Below are 25,331 nucleotides of genomic sequence, written 5' to 3'. Positions count from 1 at the left end.
CCCCCCGATAGCAGAAATCACTAATTGACAGCGACACTGGCAGTGGGAAATAGAGGTCTTTCCCCTCGGGAGCCGGGTCATGATCCCTGCTCGGCGGCAGCATGCCCACTTAACTGCCTGTTAATCCGCTTTTGGACTTCTTTCTTGATAAGGGATCCTGCACAATATCGGCCCCACTTTTTTCCTCGGTTTTTCCGGGCATGACCATAGATTTCGTGACACTTCTACATCAAAGCGACTCCCTGCTGCTGTTCGTGGTATTGGCCTTTGGCCTGCTGCTCGGCAAGGTTCGCCTCGGCAACTTCCAGATTGGCAACACCATAGGGGTGCTGTTCACCGCCCTGCTGTTCGGCCAGATGGGATTCGAGTTCACCGCCACCACAGAGAATGTCGGCTTCATGCTGTTCATCTTCTGCGTCGGCATCGAAGCCGGCCCCCACTTCTTCAGCGTCTTCCTGCGCGACGGCATTCACTACATCACCCTCACCCTGGTGATCCTGCTGACCGCCCTGCTGCTCACCGTGGGGCTCGCCAAGTTCTTCAACCTGGGCCCCGGCATGGCGGCGGGGATCCTGGCGGGCTCGCTCACCTCGACCCCGGCGCTGGTCGGCGCCCAGGATGCCCTGCGCAGCGGCCTGCTCAACCTGCCCCACCAAACCGACATGCAGTCGGTGCTCGACAACATGGGTATCGGCTATGCGCTGACCTATCTGGTGGGCCTGGTGGGACTGATGCTGGTGGTGCGCTACCTGCCCTCCCTGGCCCGGTTGGACTTGAACACGGAGGCGCAGAAGATAGCCCGCGAACGGGGGTTATCCGATAGCGAGAACCGCAAGACCTACCTGCCCATCATCCGCGCCTACAGGGTCGGCCCCGAGCTCGCCGCCTGGATCGGTGGCCGCACCCTGCGGGAGACCGGCATCTATCCCCATACCGGCTGCTACGTCGAGCGCATTCGCCGCAACGGCATCTTGGCGAGCCCGGATGGCGACGCCATCATCCAGGAAGGGGACGAGATAGCCCTGGTCGGTTACCCGGAGAGCCACGAGAAGCTCGACGTCAACTACCGCAACGGCAAAGAGGTGTTCGACAGGAACCTGCTGGACCTGCAGATCGTCACCGAAGAGATAGTGGTGAAGAACGATGCCGTGGTCGGCCGCCATCTGGTGGAGCTCAATCTCACCGAGAAGGGCTGCTTCCTCAATCGGGTGGTGCGCTCCCAGATAGAGATGCCGTTCGATCGCAACATCATGCTGCAGAAGGGCGACGTGCTGCAGATCAGCGGCGAGAAGCAGCGGGTTAAGCTGCTGGCCAACAAGATAGGTTTCATCAGCATCCACAGTCAGACCACGGATCTGGTAGCCTTCACCACCTTCTTCGTGCTGGGCCTGCTGATCGGCTCCGTCTCCCTGGTGTTCGGCCAGATCGAGTTCGGCCTCGGCAATGCCGTCGGCCTGCTGCTGGCGGGGATCCTGATGGGCTATCTCAGAGCCAACCACCCCACGGTCGGCTATGTCCCGCCCGGTGCCCTGCGCCTTGCCAAGGATCTCGGCCTCGCCGTCTTCATGGTGAGCACGGGCCTGAAAGCGGGTGGCGGCATCCTGGATCACCTGAGCGAGGTCGGTGCCGTGGTGCTGTTCTCCGGCATGCTGGTCACCACACTGCCGGTGCTGGTGGGCTACCTGTTCGGGGTCTGGGTACTGAAGATGAACCCGGCCCTGCTGCTCGGGGCCATCACCGGCGCCCGTACCTGCGCCCCGGCCATGGACGTGGTGAACGAGGCAGCCAACAGCTCCATCCCGGCGCTCGGCTATGCGGGCACCTATGCGGTGGCCAACGTCATGCTGACCCTGGCGGGCTCCTTTATCATCGGCTTCTGGTTTTAAACCGAGCCGTCTCAGGATCTCAAAACAGGAAGGAGCCCAAGGGCTCCTTCTTTTCTATGCGTATTTCCCTCCCATCCATCCCCTGTTTTGAATAGTGAAAATCGTGCTATCAACTCTTCGTTACCAAACCCAATGAGCTAAAGGGCCACCAAGGCGCCGCTTACACTCAATAAAACGAGTGAGGTGAACGTTATGAAATACTTATGGATTGTCATGATCTGGGCGCTCTGCTCCCTGACCCCGGCCTGGAGCGCCGAACCCGCCAAGCAAGCCGCGGCAGAGGAGGAAAATCGCAGCGCCCTGACCTTTGCCAGCGCAGAGTTGTCCAAACCCATGCTGGGGGATCTCGATGCCATGCAGGAGCGACGCACCATCCGGGTGCTGACCACCTACAACAAGACCGGCTACTTCATCAACAAGGGAGTGCAGCGTGGTGTCACCTACGATGCCTTCATGCAGATAGAGAAACGGCTCAACGAGCAGTTACGCAAAGACAAAGCCATCAAGCGTCACCTCAAGCTGCACATCGTCTTCATCCCGGTCGCCCGCGAGGCCCTGCTGACCTCGCTGATCGCGGGCAAGGGCGACATCGCCGCCGCCAACCTCACCATCACCGACAAGCGCAAGCAACAAGGTGTCGAGTTCTCCGACCCCCTGATAGAGAACGTGCGCGAGCTGCTCATCTCGGGCCCTCAGTCTCCCAAGGTGGAGAGTGCTGCCGATCTGGGGGGCCAGAGCATCTTCGTCAGGCCTTCGTCCAGCTATTTTGAGAGCCTGGTCGCCTACAACGAGGCCCGCAAGGCGGCGGGCGAGCCCCTCATCGACATCAAGCCGGCCTCGGAGGAGCTGGAAGATGAAGATCTGGTGGAGATGGTCAATGCAGGCTTGTTGCCCTTCATCGTCATGGATGAACACAAGGCCCGCTTCTGGAAGAAGATCTTCCCGGCCATCCAGATCCACGAGCAGCCGGTATTTCGCGATGGCGGCGTCATCGCCTGGGCAGTGCGCAAGGAGAGCCCCCAGCTGCTCGCCATGCTCAACGAACAGATCAAAGCGCTGCGCGGCAAGGCGACGGGAGAAGAGATCCTGAGCCGCTACCTCAAGCAGAACAAGTTCGTCAAGAGCGCGGCCGCCGACGCCGAGCGCAAGAAGTTCCTGCAGGTGGTGGATCTGTTTCACGAGTATGGGGATCGTTACGACGTGGACTGGCTACTGTTGGCAGCCCAGGGGTATCAGGAGTCGGCCCTCAACCAGAAGGCGCGCAGCCACGTCGGCGCCATCGGCATCATGCAGATCATGCCCACCACCGGCAAGGGATTGAAGGTGGGTGACATCCGTAAGATCGAGCCCAACATCCATGGCGGCGTCAAATACATGCGCTGGATGATAGATCACTACTACGCCGACGAACCCATGACCGCCCTCGACAAGGCGCTGTTCTCGTTCGCTTCCTACAATGCCGGCCCCGCCCGGGTGGCGCGACTGAGAGCAGAGACCCAGAAGCGCGGGATGGATCCCAACGTCTGGTTCCATAACGTGGAGTACGTGGCGGCGGAGAAGATAGGCCCGGAGACGGTCACCTATGTGGGCAACATCTACAAGTACTACATCGCCTACAAGCTGGTGATGGAGCAGCTTCAACTCAAGCAGAAAGCCACCGAGGCCATCAAGCTGCAGAACCAGGCCACCGACAAGGCGCCCCCTGAGAAAGAAAAATCCTAGCCTCGGCCAGTTCGGGGGGATCTGTGCCCAGACAGCGATGGGGTTTCTACCAGAAGAAGCCCCATTTTCATGTCAGTCCGGCATCAATAGTGATCACCAGCGGCCTCTTACACCGGCCGTACAGCAGGGTTGCCCCTTGCGGTGCCGCAGCAAAGCCCTGTGGCAGTCAGGCGAGAGTGTTACGCGTCCTTGTCGCTTCGCAGCAGATCGAGCAGCAGGCTGCCGTCACGCAGGGCCTTGTGTACCTGCACCGAGGTGGGCTTGGTGGGATCTTCGTAGAAGTGGGTGGACTCGATTTGCAGTCGCACCAGGTAATCGGCCGGCAACTGGCTGGCCAGGGACTGGTGCAGCATGGGGAACAGCAGGCGGTCGGCGCGGGTGATCTCCCCCCCCAGCAGCAGCTTGCCCGGGTTGAGCAGGCAGATGAGGTTGGCGAGCACCCGGGAGAGCCGCCCCGCCGCCTGATGCAGTATGTCCTGGCACAGGCTGTTGCCCGCCAGCGCCAGCTCGCACAGCTCGCGGATGTTGACGCTCGCCGGCAGATCGTGCTCCTGCATCCGTTCGCGCAGGTCCCGGTATTGCGCCTCCAGCGCCTGATTGGTCACTAGCGTGCAGGCACAACCGAAGCCGCCGCAGTAGCAGCGCTGACCATAGGGTTCGAGCTGCAGGTGGCTGAGATCGCCGAGCAGGGCCGACTCGCTCTCGATGAGCTGGCCGTTGACCACCATGCCCACCCCTATGTCGTTGTGGACGAACACCAGCACCGCATCGGCGCAGTTCTTGGCGGCGCCCCACTCCCGCTCGGCCTGGATCCAGGTACGCACGTCACCGCTCACCAGCACGGGCACCTCGAACGCCTCCTGCAAGGTCGGCCCCAGGGGCCAGTTGCGCAGATCGTAGAAGGGAAAGTGCTTGACCATGCCGGAGTGGCGCTCCACCTGCCCCGGCAGGCAGAGCGCGATGCAGGCGAGCCGCAGCGCCTTCTTCGGCAGGAAGCCCTCGATGGCCCGCACCAGGCTGGGCAGCAGGGAGGCGCGTTCCTCCTCGCTGAACAGATGGCGATGGCGGGCCAGGGAGTGACCGGCCAGATCGAACAGGGCCATGTCCACATAGCCGCGGCCGAGGCGCATGGAGAGAAACTGGAAGCGACGTTCGTTGATGCGCAGCAGGGTCTGGCGGCGGCCACGCCCCACCGAACTCTCGCCACAGGTGACGACCAGGCCGCCATCAAGCAGCTCGCGGGTGATCTTGGTGATGCTGGCCGGTGAGAGACCGGTCAAACGGGACAGATCGGTACGGGACAGTTCCTTGTGCTCTTCCAGGCTGGCGTAGACCAGACCGTAGTTGAGCTGCCGGATCAAATCGATACTGCCTTTCACGATCTCATTCATAGGGTATGGGGCTAACGAAAAGAACGAATGGCGCGATTTTCCCACATTCTGCGGCGATCCCCAAATTTGCCGTCTGGAAATGACGTCCAGACGGCAAAAATGTGACTAGTAACGGAAGCGGGAGACCAGTTGACGCAATTTGTCACCCGTACCGGCCAGGGCGCGGGTGGTGGTGTTGGACTCCCCAGCCGCCTCGGTCAATTCGCTGACGATCTGCTGGATGGCCACCAGGTTCTTGTTGATCTCCTCGGAGACCGCGTGCTGCTCCTCGGCGGCGGTGGCGATCTGGATGTTCATGTCGTTGATGGTACCGACCGCCGTCACCATGCTGTCGAGGGAGCTGGCGATGTGGCTCGCCTCCTGCACCGTCTCCTGGCTGCGCGCCTCGCTGGCCTGCATCACCTCCACCGCCTGCTTCACCCCGCCTTGCAGCCGTTGCAGCATCTCGTTGATCTCCTTGGTGCTCTGCTGGGTACGCCCGGCCAGGGATCGCACCTCGTCCGCCACCACCGCGAAGCCGCGCCCCTGCTCACCGGCCCGGGCCGCCTCGATGGCGGCGTTGAGGGCCAGCAGGTTGGTCTGATCGGCGATGCCGCGAATGACCTCCACCACAGATCCTATCTTGCCGGTCTCCTGAGCCAGCTGCTCGATGACGCCGGAGGCGGTGTGCACCTCCTCCACCAGCCGGTTGATGCTGCCGATGGCACTGCCCACCACCTCCCGGGCGGCGTCAGATTCCCGGGCCGCGTCGCTGGTCGCCGTGGCCGCGTTGGAGGCACTGGCCGCCACCTCCTGGGCGGTGGAACTCATCTCGGTCACGGCGGTGACCACCTGATCCGTCTCCCGGCCGTGGCCGTGCATCTGCTTGTCGGAGTGCTCGCTCAGGCGATGGAGCTTCTCCACGGCGCCGAGCAGCTGATGGCTGGTCTCCCCCACCTGGCTCACCACCGACTGGATCCGCTCGACGAAGCGGTTGAAGGCACTGGCCAGCTGGCCCACCTCATCCTTGCTCTGCACCTTGAGGCGCTGGGTCAGATCCCCGTCCCCGTCGGCGATGTCATTGAGGGCCGACACCGCATCCGCCAGCGGCCGGGTGACTCTGTTGCTGATCACCACGGTAGCGGCCAGGGTCACCCCCAGGATCAGCAAAATGAGCAGCACCCCGGTTTGCAGGGAGGCGTGCATGTTGCTCTCGCGTTCACTGCGCAGGGCCGCCAGCTCGCTGTCGATGTCATCGATGTAGAAGCCGGTACCGACCACCCACTGGTACTTGTCGAGCACCAGATTGAACGAGAGCTTGGGGGCATCGCGACCGAGGGACGGCTTGTTGGTCCAGTACTCCGAGTAACCGTCCCCCTGCTGCGCCGCCTTGATGATCTCCTGAATGAGCAGGGTGCCCTTGGCATCCTTGTCCTGCCAGCGGTTCTTGCCTTCCACCTCGGGGCGGGTGGGCAGCAGTACAGTATCCCCCTTGAAGTCGTAAACGAAGAAGTAACCATCACTGCCATAGCGCAATGGCCGCAGGATCTCCTTCACTCGTGCACGAGCCTCGGGGCTGTCCGGCGCGGCATACTCTTTCTCGATGGCCGTCTTGGCGAGCATCAGGTAGCTGCTGAGCAACTCCTTGCGCTCCTTGACCGCCTTGTCCCGCGCCACTACCAGTTCAGATTCCAGATCGTTCTTGGAAATCAGATAGTTGCTGAGGTTGACCACCAGGGCCATCAGCAGCACGGGGATAGCGCCCAATAACAGGATCTTCTGTTTCAGAGTCATCTTGTACTTCCTTTAGCCTTTTTTATGTGGGTGTTCCGTTCCTACCAGTTCGACCTGCTGGCCGAAGGGGGGCCGCTTTCGCTACAATCCCGCCACCTTCTATATCGACCCGATAAACTGACTCATGAGCCAATGTCCTTGCGGTTCCGCCCTTTCTCTCCCCCAGTGCTGCGGCGCACTGCACGCCGGCCAAGACGCCACCACCACAGAGCAATTGATGCGCTCGCGCTACAGTGCCTTCGTGCTGGGGCTTGGCGACTACCTGGTGCACAGCTGGCACCCGGATTTCCTGGGAACACTGACGGCGGAGCAGCTCTCCCAGGCCGATACCCACTGGGATGGGCTGGAGATCCTCGCAGCCCAGGGTGGCCCCATTGATGACGCCGGCACGGTGGAGTTCAAGGCCTGGTTTGTGGAGGGAGATGAGCGCCACTGTTTGCACGAACGCTCCCGCTTCGTGCGTTATCAGGGTCGCTGGGTCTACACCGACGGCGAGCAGGATCCGGCGCCGCTGCGGGTGGGCCGCAACGATCCCTGCCCCTGTGGCAGCGGCAAGAAACACAAGAAATGCTGCGGCTGATGAACGGACATCCCGGGCACTCCGCCCGTAGCAGTGAAAACGACATGAAAAACTGATTTTAACAGCATAAATAACAACCAGACTGGCCGTCATTGCGCCAGAGAACAGGGGCCCCGGGCCCCTTTTTCCGTTCTTCCTCTGTGATAACAATCACACTTTGTTCATTAGATTGGCATTTGTGAGCGTTTGCGAACATTAACTTGGCCCATATCAAACATTTTTGACCGGGAAGGCGCCACACTGGCGCCATCTGGAAGAGATGAGACGGTCAAGAATGAAAAGAATAACCACGGAAGTCGTCATCATAGGCGGCGGTGCCACCGGCGCCGGTATCATGCGCGATTGCGCGCTGCGCGGCATCGACTGCGTCCTGCTGGAGCGGGATGACATCGCCGCAGGCACCACGGGCCGCAACCACGGCCTGCTCCACTCGGGGGCCCGCTACGCGGTGACGGATCCGGAATCCGCCCGGGAGTGCATTCAGGAGAACCGCATCCTCAAGCGGATCGCCAGCCACTGCGTCGAGGACACCGGCGGCCTCTTCGTCACCCTGCCGGAAGATGACATCGGCTTTCAAGCCACCTTCATGGCCGCCTGTGCCCAGGCCGGCATCGCGACCCGGCAATTGGATCCCCGCGAGGCGCTGCGCCTCGAGCCGAATGTGAACCCGGCCCTGATCGGTGCCATTCAGGTGCCGGACGGTACCGTCGATCCTTTCCGCCTCGCCGCCGCCAACGTGCTGGATGCGAAGGAGCACGGCGCCCGCATCTTCACCCACAGCAAGGTGCTGGGGCTCTTGCGCACGCAGGACAGGGTCCATGGGGTCAGGGCCATCAACACTCGCACCGGCGAGGCGTTCGAAGTGGAGTGTCAGGAGGTGATCAACGCCGCCGGCATCTGGGGCCAGCAGATCTGCGAGTATGCCGATCTCGGCATCCGCATGTTCCCGGCCAAGGGCTCCCTGCTCATCATGGATTACCGCATCAACCAGATGGTGCTCAACCGCGCCCGCAAACCGGCGGATGCGGACATTCTGGTGCCGGGCGACACCATCTCCCTCATCGGCACCACCTCGAGCCGCATCGATTACCACAAGATCGATCAGCTGAGCGTGGATCCCCAGGAGGTCGAGGTGCTGCTGCGCGAGGGGATCAAGCTCGCCCCCATCATGGCCCGCACCCGCCTGCTGCGCGCCTACGCCGGGGTTCGCCCGCTGGTGGCGGTAGACGGCGACGAGACCGGCCGCAACATCAGCCGCGGCATAGTGCTGCTGGATCACGCAGAGCGGGACGGCCTCAAGGGTTTCAACACCATCACCGGCGGTAAGCTGATGACCTACCGGCTGATGGCCGAGTGGGCCACGGATCTCATCGCCAACAAGCTTGGCAACAGCCGGCCCTGCCGCACCGCCGAGCTCTCCTTGCCGGGTTCCCGGGAGCCGGAGAAGGTCTCCGCCCCCGGCCTCAGCGTCCCGGTCGAAGGCTCGGCCCAGTATCGTCACGGCGAGCGGGTCATCGCGTTTTTCCGGGATAACCCCAAGGCCAACGCCCTCATCTGCGAGTGCGAGATGGTGACCGCGGGCGAAATCGAATACGCCCTGCGGGAGCTGGACGTGGACAACCTGGTGGATCTGCGCCGCCGCACCCGACTCGGCATGGGCCCCTGTCAGGGAGAGCTGTGCGCCTACCGCGCCGCCGGCCTGATGCAGGAGTACGGCAAGGCCGACGGCCGCGAGGCTTGTGTCATGCTGCGCCAGTTCCTGGAGGAGCGCCACAAGGGGACCCGCCCCGTGCTCTGGGGGGATGCCCTGCGGGAGACCGAATTTACCTACTGGATCTACGAGGGGCTGTTTGGCCTCGGCGAATGGACGGCGCCCCAGCTGGTTGCCGCCACCCCGGAGACCGGCACCGAGCCCGTATCATCGACTCAAGGAGAGCCATCATGAAATTCGACAACATCGTTATCGGTGGTGGCATGGCGGGGCTGTCGGCGGCGCTGCGTCTGGCCGAGGCGGGCCAGCGCACCCTGCTGATGGCCTCGGGCCAGAGCGCGCTTCACTTCTCCTCCGGCTCGGTCGATCTGCTGGACGGTCCCGGGGATCCCCGCACCGCCCTGCCCGCCTTCCTGGCCGCGCACCCTGATCATCCCTACGCCAAGGTCGGGCTCGCCAACATAGCAGCGAGCCTCGCGGATCTGCAGCGCCACTGCGCCCTGGAGGGACTGGCCCTGTTTCGCCAGGAGCACAACCACCAGCGGCTGACCCCCATCGGTACCCTGAAGGCCACCTGGCTCTCCCCCGATACCTGTGCCTGCGTCACCGATGCCCCTGTCCCCAACAGCCTGCTGCTGGCGACTCTGGAAGGTTTTCGCGATTTTCACCCGGCGCTGGCGGCGGCCAATCTGGCGATTCAGCCTCGCTTCGCCCACTGCCGGATCCTGACCGGCGAGATCCGGCTGCCCCAGCTGGCCGAGTTCAGCCGCAATCCCCACGAGTTTCGCTCCGCCGACATAGCCCGCCTGTTTGACAAACAAAAGGGCGACCAGCCCGATCTGCTGGCTGATCTGGCCCGCGAGATAGCCCGCATGGTGCGTGAATGCGGCGAGCCGGAGTGCCGCCACATAGTGCTACCCGCCTGCCTCTCCCTGGGGCTGGTCGGCCCACGCCTCGCCGAGCTCGAGAAACGCACCGGCTGCACCATTCGCGAAGTCGCCACCATGCCGCCGTCGCTGATCGGCATGCGGATGCAGGAGGCGCTCAAGCGCCGCTTCCTGGCCCTCGGTGGCACCTTCCTCACCAGCGAGCGGGTGCTGGGCGCCCGCTATGAGGGAGATAGGGTGATCGGGGTTCATAGCCAGAACGGCGACGATCAGCTGTTCGAGGCAGAACACTTCGTGCTCGCCTCCGGCAGCTTCTTCAGCCGGGGGCTCGAATCGCGCCTCGGTGGCATTCGCGAGCCCATCTTCGACGCCGACGTGCTGAGCCTGCCGGAGCGCGACGCCTGGGCCGGTCGCCGCCTGTTCGACCACCACCCCTTCCTGGGCTTCGGGGTCAAGACGGACGCGCAGTTGCGGGTGCTGCGCGGCGGCAAGCCCCTCGTCAACCTCTATGGGGCCGGCAGCGTGCTCGCGCACTACGACCCAGTGCGCGAAGGGTCGGGCTCCGGGGTCGCCGTCGCCACCGGCTGGCAGGCCGCCGGTCATATTCTGGCGGGGGTCTGAGATGACTGCCCTGCCCTATGCCACTGCGGACAGTCGACTGTCCGCCAGATCATCCTATTGCCGCGTCTCTTGTGCTTTCAATCCGGCCAGGGAGGAGTAAATCATGCTACTGGATCACGCCAACCAAACCTTCGATCAGTGCATCAAATGCACCGTCTGCACCGCCTACTGCCCGGTGGCCAAGGCCAACCCCGCCTACCCTGGCCCCAAACAGGCCGGCCCCGACGGGGAGCGGCTGCGCATCAAGAGCCCCGAGCTGTTCGACAGCGCCCTCAAGCACTGCACCAACTGCAAGCGCTGTGAGGTGGCCTGCCCGAGCGGGGTGCGCATCGGTGACATCATCGCCAAGGCCAAGCACAAGTACGGCGGCTTCAAGCCTGGGATCCGCGAGTTCGTGCTCTCCCACACGGATCTGATGGGCGGCATGTCCACCCTGATGGCGCCCGTGGTCAACTTCACCACCGGCCTCAAGCCCATGAAGCTGGTGCTGGACAAGGCCCTCGGCGTCTCCTCCCACCGCGATCTGCCCAAGTACTCCCAGGGCACCTTCCGCGGCTGGTACAAGAAGCAGAAGGCTAACCAGTCCAGCTACAAGCGCCAGATAGCCTACTTCCACGGCTGCTACGTCAACTACAACCATCCGCAGCTCGGCAAGGAGCTGGTGCAGGTGCTCAACGCCATGAATATCGGCGTGCAACTGCTTGCGCGGGAGAAGTGCTGCGGCGTGCCGCTCATCGCCAACGGCTTCATGGACAAGGCCAAGCAGCAGGCAGCGTTCAATATCAAACAGATGGAGAACAGCCTGCTCGGTAACGAGATGCCGCTGTTGGCCACCTCCTCCACCTGCGGCTTCACCCTGAGAGACGAATACCCCCACCTGCTGGAGCAGGACAACCACAGGGTGCGGGATCGCATCTCCCTGGTGACCCGCTTCCTGTGGAACGAGTTCTATCGTGGCAACAAACCGGCCATGAAGCCGCTGGGCTTGCACATTGCCTACCACACCCCCTGCCACCTGGAGAAGATGGGGGGCGTCATCTACACGCTCGAGCTGCTGCGGGCCATTCCCGGGGTCAAGGTGACGGTACTGGACTCCCAGTGCTGCGGCATCGCCGGCACCTACGGCTTCAAGTCGGAGAACTACCAGACCAGTCAGGACATAGGCGAAGGTCTCTTTGATCAGATAAACCGCCTCAAGCCTGATCTGGTCATCACCGACTGCGAGACCTGCAAGTGGCAGATCGAGATGAGCACGCCGTTCCGTTGCGAGCACCCCATCCATCTGCTGGCCCAGGCGCTGGCCTGACGGGTAGGGCTAAGGCGAGCTGAGCACACCTGCCCCCTTGTGAACACCAGCTCCATCCGCTGGCTCAGTCGCTGAGCATAAGGGATAAACACTGCCAACCTTCAATCCAGAACAGGTAACCGTCTATATCAGCAATGAATGACGACATAACCTAAAAACAATCGCGCAGAAAAAAAAAAGAGCCGGCAATTGCCGGCTCTTTTTATCTGCCCCTCTCTATCAAGGGTGCTGGATGATCAGGCTGTGCTGATCCAGCATGGACTGCAGTATGTCGTGGGAGGAGGAGCCGCTCAGGTTCCAGCCACTGAGATCCACGTCCTTCAGGGTGATCTGCTGGGTGACATGACCATCCCCCGCCGGCGACACCGACAGGCTGACATCGCTCAGGCCGCCGCTGCCGGCGGTGACAGAGGCGGAGAGGTGATTGAGCAAGCCATCCACGCTGTTGTCGGTCACCCCCTTGAGCAGGTCCGCCAGATCGATCCTGTCCCCCTGGGCCGGCTGGAAGTCGGTGATGGTGTCGATGGCCGGTTGCCCCGCCGTCCCCTCATCACCGCTGCCCCACACGAAGAGATCGCTGCCGTCGCCGCCGGTCAGGGTGTCGTTGCCTTGGCCACCGCGCAGCACGTCATCCCCCAGCCCGCCCAGGATCCTGTCGTCACCGCTTGAGCCAAACAACCAGTCCGCCTGAGCCGTGCCCAGCAAGTCATGACCGCTCTGGCTATGGATGTTGAGGGTCTCCTGGGCCGAGCTGAGGACATTGCCACCCGCGCTCGACTCGGCCGTCAGGATCAGGGCGTGATCCCCCGGAGTCAGGCCGCTCAGGTAGAGCGGTACCGACTGATCCATGGGCAGCAGCCAGTCAGTGCCGTCGGCATGGCCTACGCTCTGGCCGTGCTCATCCACCACCTGGGCACTGCCCAGATTCTGGATCCGCACCGAAAGCTCGCCGGTTTCCGGATTGACCACACTGGCACTGAGATTGAGCGGCACCCAGGCCCCTTGCAGGGCATGGATGTCGTGGGTCCCCAGGCTCAAGAGCGGATCGTCCGCATCGGCGGTGACCTGGATGCCAACGGTGGAGCTATCGGTCAACACGCCACCAGCGCCCGTGTTGCCCTGATCCGAGGTGGTGATGGTCAGGTTGTCCTGACCCCAGAAGTCCTTGGCCGGCTCGTAGTGCAGGTTGCCATTGATGAGCGCGTTGAGATCATCGAGCGACCCCACCAGGGTGATCACATTGGTCCCCGCCCCCTGCACATTGACGGCGCCCGCCGCCCCGAGCAGGGTCAGCACCCCGTGCTCGACCCGCAGCACCATGGACAGGGGCGCACTGCCGGCGTCCACGTCCTTGACGCTGATGCCGGACAGGGACAGAGAACCGTCCTCCTTCACTTGCATGGCGTCCGGCACCTGGTTGATCGGGGCATCGTTGACCGGTTGCACCTCGATGGGCAGCACATCGGTGTCGCTCAGGGCGCCGCCGTTGCCGGTGTTGCCATTGTCGTTGGTCACCATGGTCAGGGCATCCTGGCCATTGAAGTCCTGCTCGCCCTGATAGGTGACGCCGCCACTCAGCAAGGCATTGATGGCATCCTGCGAACCACTCAGCACCAGGGATCCTGTGCCGTTGCCGGTGACAGTCACCCCGCTGCCCGCCGGCAGATTGAGGGTGCCGTGTTCGACGGACAGGGTCACCTCGATGGCGCCGCCATCCGCATCCACGTCCTTCACCTGCAAGCCATTAATGACGAAGGGGTGATCCTCCTGCGCCACCTGGGGATCGCTTGGCAGCACGTTGACGGGGGCATCGTTGACCGGTTGTACCTCGATGGGCAGCACGTCGGTGTCGCTCAGCGCCCCACCACTGCCGGTGTTGCCATTGTCATTGGTGACCATGGTCAGGTTGTCGCCGCCGTGATAATCCGGGTTGCCCTGATAAGTCAGGCCGCCATTGAGCAGGGCGTTGATGGCATCCAGCGAGCCGGTCAGCACCAGAGAGCCGCTACCGTTGCCCACCACTGTCACCCCGCTGCCCGATGGCAGATTGAGGGTGCCATGCTCCACCGACAGGGTCACTTTCATGTCGCCGCTGCCCGCATCCACGTCCTTCACCTGCAGACCCTGGATGACGAAGGGCTGATCCTCCTGCGCCACCTGGGGATCCGTTGGCAAGACGTTGATGGGCGCGTCATTGACCGGGCTCACGTCCACGTGAATGGTGCCATTGACCTCGGGGCCGAGGGCGCCGTTGTCGAGGCTCTGAGCCGTGACTTTAAGATCCAGGGCGCCATTGGCGTCATTGGTCACCAGTTCGATGGTACCCAGCTTGGTACCATCGGTGATTACCTTCCAGACGCCGCCCCCCAGATTGGCCACTGAACCAGTGACCCCGTTTGGTAACTTGATCTCGGCCCCGTCGGGCACGCCCTGAATGGTGACCTGCACCTGCTCCGGCTTGTTCTCGTGCACATTGCCGGCGCTGCCGCCGGTGGCCTGGGTGTCCCGGGTTTCCAGCCCCAGGTTCAACTTAATCACATCCCCCTCGGTGCCGCTCGCCTTGTCCTGCATGTCGGCGATGATCACATCCCCCACCGGATTGACGGTGACGGTGAAGTTGCCGCTGGTGTCTTGTGGAACGCTGAGGCCATTGTCCAGGGTGTAGGCGGTCAGGGTCAGATCCACGCTGCCGCTAAAATCGGCCGGCGGGATCAGGGTCAGGGTGGAGAAATCGGTCCCCACGGGTATCTGCCAGACGCCGTTGCCATTGTTGACCGCCGGGGCCGACAGAGTGAAGCCATCCGGTACTCCGGTGATCTGCAGCCCCACTATCTGCTCGGAGCCGTCGGTGTCGATAAGCTCGGCGCCGACCCCCCCCAGATTGACGCTGCCATCCTCACCCCCCTGCACGTCGTGCACGGTGATCTTGGCCGGATCGTTGACCGGTTTGACCTCGAAGCCTACCTGCCCGCTCCAGCTGCCGGTATCCGTGCCCGTGGTGGCGGTATCCAGGATATCCACAGTCACATCGAGCGGCACCTGACTGCTGAAGTGCTCCTTGGGGATAAACACCAGATCCTTGAGGCCATTGGCATCCACCACCAGCGACTGGACGGGATTGCCGTTGGCATCGAGGAAGTGCCCGTACTTGGCATCGACGGTCACGGTCACCCGCTCCACCGTCTCGAGGCCACCGTTGGTCACCGAGGGGCTGATATCCGCCAGTTTGACCGAGAGATCGAGGTGGATCTCGGTGTCTTCCAGGTTGTCCGGCTGGCCGTCACCGTTCACATCCTTCACATCGAGCTGCAGGCTCGGCATGCCATCGTTGCCGCCATTGACGTCGACCTCGGGGGTGATGGAGAGGCGGATGTCCTGATCCGCCGTCTTGGTATCGCCACTCAGGGTGTCGGTGTTGACCAGCCGCACGTGCAGGCTCAGATCGTCGCCCGCATAGTCCTCCGGCAGGGAAAGCGTCAGCTTGTCGAGATCGCCGAGGCCACCCGGCAGCTTGATAAGGTACTCGCCGTTGACGAAGTCAAAGGTGAGCCCCTGCACGCTCACGCCGGGTGGCAGGCCGGTGATGACGATGCTGAGCTCGTCATCGCCGATGTCCGCCGTGCCCAGGGTGATCATGCTCTTGAGCTGGTTGCCGAAGTCGACGCTGTGATCCTCCACCCCGGTGATGTGCTGGACATTGTCGAAGGTGACATCCGCCGCAATTTGACCCGAATGGGTGGCCGCATGGAAGTCGGCGCTGGCGTTCAAGTCCTTGCGCACGCTGGCGCTCACATCCCCGTCATCGCTCAAGTCGACGACCTGGGCACTCACCTTGAAGTTGACGGTGCCGGTGAAGCCATCGGGAGAGCGCAAGGCATAACTGCCGAGGGCATCGTGGGGCACAGTCCAGTTGCCGTAACCGTCGTTGATCCCGCCTATCACCACGAAGCCCGGTGGCAGGTCGCTGATCACCAGATAGTCGATGGTCTCGACGCTGCTGGGATCCAGATCCTCGAATGCGAAGACCCCATTGAGCGGGATATCGTGCCCGTCCGGGCTCTCCAGCGCCCCGCCCGTCTGCACCAGATTGCCATCGGGCTCTACCACGGCCTGGATATCCACGTGCAGGTTGCCGTCGATCACCTTCTGGGCCATGGCGCCGGAGTCCACGTCATGCTGAGTCACAGTCACGTGGCTCTGGATATGGGTGTCCTTGTCGCTGTCCTCCGGTGCCCGTACCAGCAGTTGGCCGCCGCTGAGCAGGCTCTGCAGATCCGCATCGCTCAAGTCCACGACACCGCCGTTCACGCTGAGCTGGGTTTCGACACCACCCACGCGTATCCAGATCTCGTAGCCGGGCTCGATGCCGGAGAGGCTGAGGTGCGTCACCTGCTCGGCACCATCGGTCAGCGTTGGATGCCAGTCGAGCACCACATACTGGTCTTCCAGGCCATGACTGGTCTTGTCATAGTTGCTGGCATCGATCTCGGGCTCCACCTTGATGGTGAGCGGCACGTCGAAGCTCTTGTGATCCCCGTCGTTCTCGGTCACCACCACGTGGCCGATGAGGTGAATATCGGCGGTGCTGTTGGGCGGAGGCTGGATCTGCAGGTGGCCGAGACTCGACACATTAACCTGATAGAGGGGATTGCCCCGGGCATCCAGACCGGCGAAGGTCAGAGTCACCTCATTACCGTTGTTATCGAATACCTTGGCCCCTTCCGGCAAGCCCTCCAGCACCAGGTTGAGGCTCTCGGAGCCGTCACCCGTCGTCTCCCCCGACTCCAGCTTGAAGTTCAGCGGTGCCTTGCCATCTTCATCGATGGTGATGCTGTAGCCGCTACCTTCCGGGGTCCAGCCTGTGCTGGTCAGATCGAAGTGTGGGGCGTCCACTACCCCCACCAAATCCACGTGCAGGCTCTGGGAACCCGTCTCCTTCTCGTTGACGACCACATGAGTCTGGCCGTTGGCATCGGTCAGGGTGGCTGTGTCCTTCACCACCCCCTTGATGGTGAGCTCGAAGTCGACGTTGCTATCCTTCGGCGGCTGCAGTTGCAGTTCATTGATGCGATCGTAGGGCACCTCGTAATAACCGTTCGCATCCATGGCAACCGCGACCCCGCCGAGCAGCAGGGTGGCGCCGGCGGGCAGGCCGCTGATGCGCACAAACATCTGCTCCGAGCCGTCCGCGGTATCTCCCAGATGGCTGAGGACTATCTTGCTGCCCAGATTGAGCAGGGTGTCTTCCTTGCCCTGGATCTCGCGCACGGTCAGCTTGGCGTCATCCGCCTGCGGGTTGACGTTGATCACCAGCTCTATGCTGTCGCCGAGCGCTTTCTCCTGACCGCTCACCACAGGTGTCTTCTCGGTGCTGACCGGGGTGATGGAGAGCTTGATGTCGCCGCTGTAATCCTTGCCGGGTACCACATTGATCTTGTTGATGTCGCCAGCACTGACGGTATAGATGCCGTTGGCATCCGGCTTGAGCTCCTGGCCGTTCAGGGTCAGGTTGCCCTGGCCGGACGCCCACCTGATCTGGTAGCTCAGGGTTTCTGAGCCATCGGTATCCGTGAGGTTGGCCTGCACATTGAGGGCGATGCCGTTGCCATCCTCGTCGATGCTGTAGTGCTGATGCGTACTATTGGCATCCCATTCCGGCTTGTCGGCGATCCCTTGCACCGTGATGGCGAGATCCCCGGTTATCGCCGGTGGCGGGGTCCCCTCGGTGACCCCGACTTCCACCTGTACCTGGAAGTGCAGCGGCTGCTTGTTGTTGCTCCAGCTCGACCAGTCGTCCGCCGGCACGAAGGTCAGACCCGAGGTGCTGTAGTGAACGTTGTCGCTGGTAACCATGGCCTCGGGCGGCACTATGAACCACTTGCCATCGGCCGTGGTGGTGAGCGCCACCCCGTTGTAGTAGAAGGTGCCGTGCGCGTTGGCGGGGGCCTGGATCAGCAGTTGATCCACGTGCTCGCCCCTGTCGAAGTCACCGATGTCCAGCTGCATGTTGATGGCAATGCCCTGGCTCGGATCCTGGGCCCCCTGATCCTCCTGCCCGGTCGCCCCGTTCACGGTGAAGCGCACCGCCTCGTCTTCCAGATTGAGGGTCAGGGTGCTCTCGGCGGTATCGCCATCACCGTCAACGATCTGGGCGGTGATGCGCTGAGTGAGGCTGGCGGCATCGTGATCAAAACCTGGCCTTGGGGTAAAGCTGTAGTTGCCGTCCTGACCTATGGTCAGGGATCCCATCACCTGCTTGCCATCCGGGCTCATCACGTCCAGGGTCAGGCTGCCGTTGATGGCATGCACCTCGCCGTTGACGGTGACCGAGGCCACCCTGGCGCCGTCGGCCCCCTCGTTGGCGGGGGGCAGCAGATCGCCGTTTACGACGCTGCCGGTCTCGCTCAGGTTATGGGCCAGGCTGGTGCCAATCGGCATGTCATCCTGCACCTGTACTTCGACCGTCACGTTGGGGCTGCGATCCCCGTCATGGTCGGTTACATACAGGGGGATCTCGATGCCGAGCTCATCCTTGCCCTGGGCACCGTGATCGAGCTGGCCTACCAAATGGAAGCTGTAGCTGCCGTTGACGTCGAGATGGATCCAGAACACCGGCTTGCCACCCTCGGCGCTCGCCAGATACCAACCCGGGCTATGGGCGGCCAGGGTGATCTCCTTGCCACCGGAGGTGAGGTGATTCGCCTGATTGAAGGCCGCCACATCCAGCTCGAGGGAGGCAACCCTGTCCGAGCCGGCGCCGATGGTCACCTTGCCCCCTGCGGCCTCCCCGTTTTCGGTGGGGGTGGTGCCAGGGTGCTGGGTGTTGCTCGCATCCAGATCCGCCTCTTCGACCCGAACGGATTCGATATTCGAGATCAACGGATCGGCGGCATCGGTGATCACCACGTTAGTGCTGCCATTGATCACAGAGCCGTCGCTATCGGTCACCTGTACCGGCAGGCTCAGGTTGAGGTTATCGCTCGCCCCGTGATCCAGGTTGGTGTGCACCGTCACCTGATAGTCCAGGGTCGCGTCGGTGTGGGCTTCGATGCGGCCCGGTACGTTCGGCAGGGTGACCGTCAGCACCAGGGTGCCGCTTTGGCTGATCGCCTGGAAGCTGTGGCCGTTGCTGCCCGGCACTTCCTGCCAAGTCAGGACCTCACCGTTATGGGTGATGGGGTTGCCGCTCGCATCCAATACTTGGCCGGAAAGGGTCAGCCGCACGTCCACCACGGGATCCGAGTCGGCGGTGATGGTCAGGTGGCCGGTGGCGTGTTGATCATCGCCAGTCGCACCGCTGGCGGCGCCGTCGAAGCGCCCTTCTTTCAGGGTCACCCCGGTCAGGGTGATGGTCGGGTTGTTCCCCTCGCCGATGCTGACGTTGAGGGTGCCGCTGGTGCTGTCGTTGTTGCCCGCACCCTTGTCACTGTCGACGACATTGATCTTGAACGGCAGATCTGTCGTGCTGCTGCCGTTGGCTTGGTGCACCCCTTCGAACAGGGTCACCTTGTAGTCGAAGCCGTTGTTGGCGGCGTTGTCGAGCTTGCCGCTGATTTCGACCTGCAGCACCTCGACCCGCTGGCCATTGACTTCCACATAGCCCTTGAGGATCTGATTGCCCGGGATACTGGCATCGCCGTCCACCAGTTCGTATTTCACGCTCTGGCCCAGGGCGGTCAGGGCTGGCTGCTCCGCGATATCGGCAAACGACACTTCGCTCACCCGATCCGAGCCTGCGTCCACGGTGAAGTGGCCGGTGCCGGTCAGGGTGTTGCTGCCATCGAGGTTGCCCTCATCCAGGCTCACCCCGCTGCCCGCCACGAAGCCAGGCGCGTTGCCATCCTTGATGACCAGCGGCAAGTCGGTGGAAACACTGTCACCGTCCTTGTCGGTCAGGGTCACGGTCAGCGGCAGATCCAGGGATTCGTTGCCCTGATGATCCAGTTCGCCACTCAGGGTCACCTTGGCCGTGACGCTCCAGTTACCGTTGTTATCCACCAGATCCAGCTCGGCGCGCAGCACCTCGCGGCCGTCGGCGCTGGTGCCCACCAGGGAGCCGTCAGCGTCCAGGGTGAAGGTCACAGGGCTGCCGTGGCTGCTGTATTTGCCGTCCAGGCTCTGCTGGATGGCGCCGATATCGAACTTCAAACTGGTCGCGTCGAGGGCATCGGCGCCGTGACTCACGGTGAAGCTCATGTGGCTGACCACATCCTTGGCCCCCTGATTGGCCTCGGTCATCTCGGTGCCGGTCACGGCGCTGATCACCGGGTTGGCTCCATCGCCGACAGACACGCTCAGGGAAGAGGAGACCTTGTCGCCGTCGCTGTCGGTGAGGGTGAAGCCCGCCTTGAGCAGGCTATCGGCACTGCCCTGATCCAGCGGCTGGTTGAGGGTGAAGACGTAGTGGCCTCTCTGATCAAGCGTGAGGGTGAAGACGTTCTGGCCGTTGACGGTGCCGCTGATGCTGTTGCCACTGACGCTGATCACGACCGGCTGGCCACCGCTGGTGAGCCCCTGCAAGCCAGGCTGGCTGGCATCGAAGCTGATGTTGACCAGGGGATCCGTGCCGGCGGTGATGTTGAGATCCCCGCTGAGGCTCTGGCCTGCGCTCCAGTCACTGTCTTCCGTGAGTGAAATGGACACTGCATCCACGCTCGGCAGGGCGCCGTCGGTGATGGCGATATTGAGGGTGCCGAGGTTGCTCTGATCCCCGTCAAAATCGGTGCCCTGCACCTGCAGCCCCAGGTTGACGCTGTTACTGTCCAGCGGCTGATCCAGCACGCCATCCAGTTGCAGGTGGTATTTACCGTCGAGATCCAGAGTGACAGTCAAAATGACCTTGCCAGCGACATCATGCAGTGTGATCTGGTTGCCATTGACCTGATAGCTGGTGGCTTTGCCGCCACTGGTCAGGCCGTCAAGGCCGGGCTGGCTCGCCTCGAAATTGAGGGACACCAGCCGGTCGCTGCCCACATTGACCGGCAGCTGGCCGTCCAGAGACTGGCTGGCTCCCCCTTCCTTCAAGTGGATGCCAGTATCTGTGCCAAGGTTGGGATCCGCCGCATCCGTGACATGGACTGTGGTCGTCCCGTCATTGACGGTGCCATCACTGTCCGTCACCTGCATGCCAACGCTGATATCAAGCCGATCGTTCGCGCCATGATCCAGGCTGGTGTGTACCGTCACCAGATAGTCAAAGGAAACTGTGGTATGTGCCGCTATGTTGCTCGGTACGTTCGGCAAGGTCACGCTCAGTACCAGGGTGCCGTTTGCCGTCACGGCCTGGAAGCTGTGGCCGTTGCTGCCCGGCACTTCCTGCCAGGTGAGCGCCTCGCCGTTGTGAGTAACGGGGTTGCCACTAGCATCCATCACCTGGCCACTCAACGTCAGACGCACATCGACAATGGGGTCTGAATAAGCCTGCACCGTCACCTTGCCCGAGATGGCCTGATCGTCGGCCGTCGCACCGGTGGCCGCCCCATCGAAACGCCCCTCGCTCAGGGTCACGCTATCTATGGTGACCCCGTTGACCGTCGGTCTGGTCCCCTCGGTAATGCTGATGTCCAGAGTGCCCGTGACGCTGTCGTTGTTACCGCCGCCCTTGTCACTGTCGATGATGTCGAGCTTGAGGGGCAGGCTGGTCTTGCCATCACCGCCGCTTTGATGCACCCCCTGATAGAGGGTCACCTTGTAGTCAAAACCGTTGCTGGCGGCGTTGTCGAGCGTGCCGCTGAGCTCCACCTCCAGCACCTCGACCCGCACGCCATTGACTTCCACATAGCCTTTCAGGATCTGGTTGCCCGGGATACTGGGATCCCCATCGACCAGCTCGTATTGTACCTGCTGGCCCAAGGCCATCAGCGGGGGCTGGGAGGCGGTATCGGCGAACGACACCTGGCTCACCCGATCCGATCCCGCATCCAGCGTGAAGTGACCCACTTCGGTCAGGCTATTGCTGCCATCGAGCCGACTCTCGCTCAGCTCCACCCCGCTGCCCGCCACGAAGTTGGGCGCATTGCCATCCTTGATGACCAGCGGCAACTGGGTGGAGGCGCTATCACCGTCCTTGTCGGTCAGGGTCACGGTGAGTGGCAGATCCAGAGACTCATTGCCCTGGTGATCCAGCTCGCCGCTCAAGACAACCTTGGAGGTGACGCTCCAGTTGCCGTTGTTGTCGATGAGCGACAGCTCGGCGCGCAGTATCTCACGGCCGTCGGCACTGGTGCCCACCAGATCGCCATTGGGGTCGAGGCTGAAGGTAACAGGGCTGCCGTGGCTGCTGTATTTGCCATTAAGACTCTGTTGGATGGCCGCAAGATCGAACTTGAGGCTGTTCCCATCGAGGGCATCTGAGCCGTGGCTTACGGTAAAGCTCATATGACTTATCTGAGCCCCCGTCCCCTGATTGAACTCGGTCATTTCGGTGCCGGTCACGCCGTTGATCACCGGATTGGCCCCGTCGCCGATGGCGACGGTCAGGGAGGAAGATACCTTGTCCCCATCGCTGTCGGTGAGGGTGAAGCCCGCCTTGAGCAGGCTATCGGCACTGCCCTGACCCAGCGGCTGGTTGAGGGTGAAGACGTAGTGGCCTCTCTGATCAAGCGTGAGGGTGAAAACGTTCTGGCCGTTGACGGTGCCGCTGATGCTGTTGCCACTGACGCTGATCACGACCGGCTGGCCACCGCTGGTGAGCCCCTGCAGGCCAGGCTGGCTGGCATCGAAGCTGATGTTGACCAGGGGATCCGTGCCGGCGGTGATGTTGAGATCCCCGGAGAGGCTCTGAGCGGCGCTCCAGTCGCTGTCTTCCACCAGGTTCAAAGTGACCGCATCCACGCTCGGCAGGGCGCCGTCGGTGATGGCGATATTCAGGGTGCCGAGGTTGCTCTGGTCCCCATCAAAATCGGTGCCCTGCACCTGCAGGCCCAGGTTGACGCTGTTGCTGTCCAGCGGCTGATCCAGCACGCCGTCGAGCTGCAGATGGTACTTGCCGTCCAGGTCCAGAGTAACAGTCAAAATGACCTTGCCAGCGGCATCGAGCAGGGTGATCTGGTTGCCATTGACCTGATAACTAGTGGCTTTACCGCCGCTGGTGAGACCGTCGAGGCCGGGCTGGCTCGCCTCGAAGTTGAGGGACACCAGGCGGTCGCTGCCCACATTGACCGGCAGTTGGCCATCCATTGTCTGGCCCGCAGCCCCTTCCTGCAGGCTGATGCCGCCGTCGATGCCGAGGCTGGGATCCGTGCCGTCGTTGATGGAGACCACCAGATCGGCGCGGGTCTCATCACCGTCGATCTCCTTGGCCGAGACGGTGAGCCCCAGGGAAAGGTTGTCACTGCCCTGATGATCCAGGGGCCCATTGAGGGAGACGGTGACATTGCCGTCGATGTCGCTGCCAGATTGGCTGGCGCTCAGCTCGGCCTTGATCACCTCGACCCGCTTGCCCTGATCATCAAGATAAAAACCGGTAAGCAGGCGATCGCCAGTGAATTCGAAGGTCAGCACATGACCGTCGCTGCTGAGCCCGCTGCCGTTGAGGCGAGCCAGGGTATTGGCCTGATCCGCGAAGGCGACGGAGTCCGCCAGCAGGGGATCGGCCTGGTGACCCACCACGAAGTTGCTCTGGCCCACCACGACCCTGGCGTTGGTAAAGGCATCCTCGGTGAGGGTGATAGGTGAGAGAACGAAGCCAGGCGGCGTGCTGTCCACCAGATTGACGTTGAGATTGGCGTGCACCAGATCCCCGTCGCTGTCGCGATACTCCAGCGAGAACGGCAGGCTCAGGCTGTCCTGGCCGTGATCCAGGCTCTGGTTCCAGACGATGCGATAGCTGCCGTCGTTGGAGAGCGTCAGGGTGAAGACTGTGATGCCGCCTGCGCTGGCACTGAGGGTCTGGCCGCTGATCTGATAGCTGAGCGCCGAGCCATGACTGCTGAGGCCGAGTTGCTCGAGGGCGCTCTGATCGGCCCCGAAGCTGACCTGCAGGTTGCCATCCATGCCGGCACCGGTATGCAGGGAACCGGTGGCGCTGACGGGCCCCTTGACCAAGTCGGCTTCGGACAGGGTCAGCACATCGCTCTGGCCGATGAGGGGTGCCCCGTCGCTCACCCGGTTGCCCGCGAGATCGGTCACCTCGGCGCGCACCTCGTAGGGGCCGGAGATGGTGGAGAGATCCAGGCCACTGAGCTGCCAGCGACCGTCGCTGCCCACCAGGGCGGTGCCGCTGTAAAGGGTCTGGCCATTCTGGCCGATGAGGGTGACGATGACGCTCTGGCCCGCTTCGACCTGGGTACTGGTGCCACTCAAAGTGACATTGTCATGACCCAGAATGCGGTTGGTATCGAGATCGTCGATGTCGATGCCGGCCTTGGTGTCGACGGTGACCGTCAGGGTATCGCTGGCGCGGTTGCCGGCGATGTCCACGGAGTCCACGCGAAAATCATAGGCTCCGTCCGCCATGTCGCTCGGGATCTGGTACTGCCAGTTGCCGTTGCCATCGACGGTGAGCACCGCCAGCACGGCACCGCCGAGACTCAGGGTCACGGTGGCACCGGGTTCCCCCTTTCCCTGCAGCAGCGGCGTGGTGTCGCAGGTCAAGTCGTCCACCTGGCTGGCCCCGGTGTCGCTCTCATCGGAAAGGTCGAGGGTGATGCTGGTGATGGTATCGAGCAGGGTCTGGCCGAGATCGCTGGCTCTGTTGCCGGCCGCATCCTGGGTATCGGCCTGAATAGTGAGGGGGCCATCCACCAGCTTGCCGGTGACGTCACCGAAATTGGCCTCCCAGACGAAGCCGGGCAGCACCACTGTGGTGGTGGTGAGGCGGTTGCCGTCCTGATCGGTCAGGGTGACGGTCACCGTCTGGCCGACTTCCACATCTTGCACTGTGCCGCGAATGATGACCCCGGCCGCCTCATCGGCATTGATGATGTTGTCGAGGGTCTGGGGCTCGGTGATGGTGATATAGGCCTGCTGATCCTGATCTTCGACATAGGGCTCGTCATTGCCCTGAAGGGAAGCTTGGTGGTCGGTGTCAAAGCCCGCCTCCACCAGGGTGAAGTCGTTGTTGAGATCCACCACCACGAAACCGCCGACGCTGGAGCCGACCACACCGCCTGCAGTGCCCGCGCCCGGATTACCGGCGGCCGTCTCTGCAAACAGCTCGGTCGGGTCGGCGCCCTGACGGATGGCCTCCTGCAGGCTGGCGAGCTCGGGATCGAGCTGCTGGGGATCTGGCTGCAACTGAGCCAGCTCGAGCCTGTCTGAGGCATTGGCTTCATCGGCCGGATCGGCCAACTCGAAGCGCCCATCGGAGTCGGCGAGCAGGCGCTCGCCAGGCTGCAGCTGCATGCCCACCACCGCACGGTGCAAGGAGCCGTCGGCATCCATGACAAACACCGCACCCTCCAGTTCAGTGATCAGGGTCGGTTTTTCGATTCGCAGCTCAGCCATACTTCCTC

Annotated in this window: 9 protein-coding genes; 6 read left to right on the top strand and 3 right to left on the bottom strand. The window is 62.7% G+C overall.

Annotated features, from left to right (window positions below; genetic code table 11):
* Positions 1–200: 200 nt before the first annotated feature.
* Positions 201–1,886 (top strand): aspartate:alanine antiporter, encoded by a 1,686-nt coding sequence (locus tag BN1124_RS00225; RefSeq protein ID WP_042638015.1) that lies wholly within the window; start codon positions 201–203, stop codon positions 1,884–1,886.
* A gap of 192 nt (positions 1,887–2,078) precedes the next feature.
* A complete protein-coding gene (locus BN1124_RS00220; RefSeq protein ID WP_033130047.1) occupies positions 2,079–3,608 on the top strand; it encodes an MltF family protein in 1,530 nt (509 codons plus the stop codon).
* A 179-nt stretch (positions 3,609–3,787) separates the two neighbouring features.
* On the opposite strand, the gene BN1124_RS00215 is transcribed toward BN1124_RS00220, so the two are convergent.
* Together BN1124_RS00215 and BN1124_RS00210 are read right to left on the bottom strand one after the other, a co-directional pair.
* Positions 3,788–4,999 (bottom strand): ROK family protein, encoded by a 1,212-nt coding sequence (locus BN1124_RS00215; protein WP_033130048.1) that lies wholly within the window; start codon positions 4,997–4,999, stop codon positions 3,788–3,790.
* Positions 5,000–5,104: 105 nt separating this feature from the next.
* Entirely contained in the window at positions 5,105–6,772 is a 1,668-nt protein-coding gene (locus BN1124_RS00210; protein WP_042638011.1) for a methyl-accepting chemotaxis protein, read from the bottom strand.
* 124 nt (positions 6,773–6,896) lie between these two features.
* On the opposite strand from BN1124_RS00210, the gene BN1124_RS00205 reads away from it, so the two are divergent.
* From BN1124_RS00205 to glpC, 4 genes are all read left to right on the top strand, one after another.
* On the top strand, positions 6,897–7,352 hold the full coding sequence (locus BN1124_RS00205; protein ID WP_082041379.1) for a YchJ family protein: 456 nt from the start codon (positions 6,897–6,899) through the stop codon (positions 7,350–7,352).
* Positions 7,353–7,626: 274 nt separating this feature from the next.
* Positions 7,627–9,297: an anaerobic glycerol-3-phosphate dehydrogenase subunit A gene (gene glpA / locus BN1124_RS00200; protein ID WP_042638007.1), complete on the top strand. Its 1,671-nt coding sequence runs from the start codon at positions 7,627–7,629 to the stop codon at positions 9,295–9,297.
* Positions 9,294–10,571 (top strand): glycerol-3-phosphate dehydrogenase subunit GlpB, encoded by a 1,278-nt coding sequence (gene glpB / locus BN1124_RS00195; RefSeq protein WP_042638005.1) that lies wholly within the window; start codon positions 9,294–9,296, stop codon positions 10,569–10,571. The genes glpA and glpB overlap by 4 nt, the downstream gene beginning before the upstream one ends.
* 103 nt (positions 10,572–10,674) lie before the next feature.
* Positions 10,675–11,877 (top strand): anaerobic glycerol-3-phosphate dehydrogenase subunit GlpC, encoded by a 1,203-nt coding sequence (gene glpC / locus BN1124_RS00190; RefSeq protein ID WP_042638003.1) that lies wholly within the window; start codon positions 10,675–10,677, stop codon positions 11,875–11,877.
* A 219-nt stretch (positions 11,878–12,096) separates the two neighbouring features.
* Here the strand turns inward: glpC and BN1124_RS00185 are convergent, their stop codons facing one another.
* The gene (locus tag BN1124_RS00185) at positions 12,097–25,323 is read right to left on the bottom strand and encodes a retention module-containing protein (RefSeq protein WP_048822912.1); all 13,227 of its coding nucleotides are present in this window, start codon (positions 25,321–25,323) and stop codon (positions 12,097–12,099) included.
* Positions 25,324–25,331 lie beyond the last annotated feature (8 nt).

Origin of the sequence: Aeromonas eucrenophila (genome assembly GCF_000819865.1) — a bacterium.
Lineage (GTDB): Bacteria > Pseudomonadota > Gammaproteobacteria > Enterobacterales > Aeromonadaceae > Aeromonas > Aeromonas eucrenophila.
The sequence above is the reverse complement of the archived record's forward strand: the minus strand, read 5'-3'. Positions and strand labels throughout refer to the sequence as shown.